A 553-nucleotide genomic window follows, 5' to 3' on the forward strand; every position below is an offset into this window, starting at 1 on the left:
CCCTGACCACCTGGTTTGACCGGAAACAGGCTGAGAATGCCGCCACCAACGGCAACGGACGCATGGCCCGCAACACCCTGGAAAAGGCCATTCTGAACCAGTCCAAACGCCTGATTGCCGACCCGGCCGCCGATATGGAACGGCTGCTGCCCGGTGATTTTGAGCTGGACGAATAAGGCAAACGTCAAAAACGGACTCGGGTTTCCGAGTCCGTTTTTTCTGCCACAAAAAAGCGGCAGGCTTGCGCCTGCCGCTTTTGGTATCTTATGGTATTGGCAACCGACGGCTGGTATCAGCGGGCCGTGTAATCTTCGGCCAGATCCGCCAGAATACGGGGTGCCGTTTCACGCGTGTCGGTCATGCGGACCGCATTACGCAGGGGCAGCACCGAACGCGGCGTGACCGAAAGTTCATCCACGCCAATGGCCAGGAAGGTTTCGGTCAGGGTCAGGTCGGCGCCCAACTCACCGCAGATACCCACCCAAATGCCGTTCTTATGGGCATTTTCGGTAACCATCTGGATCAAACGCAGCACAGACAGATGGTGCGGGTC

Annotated in this window: 2 protein-coding genes; one reads left to right on the plus strand and one right to left on the minus strand. The window is 58.2% G+C overall.

The genetic code is table 11. The features are described from left to right. Positions 1-2 precede the first annotated feature (2 nt). The gene (locus H6B10_RS18160; protein WP_275951091.1) at positions 3-176 is read left to right on the plus strand and encodes a hypothetical protein; all 174 of its coding nucleotides are present in this window, start codon (positions 3-5) and stop codon (positions 174-176) included. A gap of 116 nt (positions 177-292) precedes the next feature. On the opposite strand, the gene H6B10_RS15125 is transcribed toward H6B10_RS18160, so the two are convergent. Then, on the minus strand, positions 293-553 hold a 261-nt coding region (locus tag H6B10_RS15125; protein ID WP_345941865.1), incomplete at its 5' end, for a putative PEP-binding protein.

Origin of the sequence: Gemmiger formicilis (assembly GCF_016901605.1) — a bacterium.
GTDB classification, from domain to species: Bacteria; Bacillota; Clostridia; order Oscillospirales; family Ruminococcaceae; genus Gemmiger; species Gemmiger formicilis_B.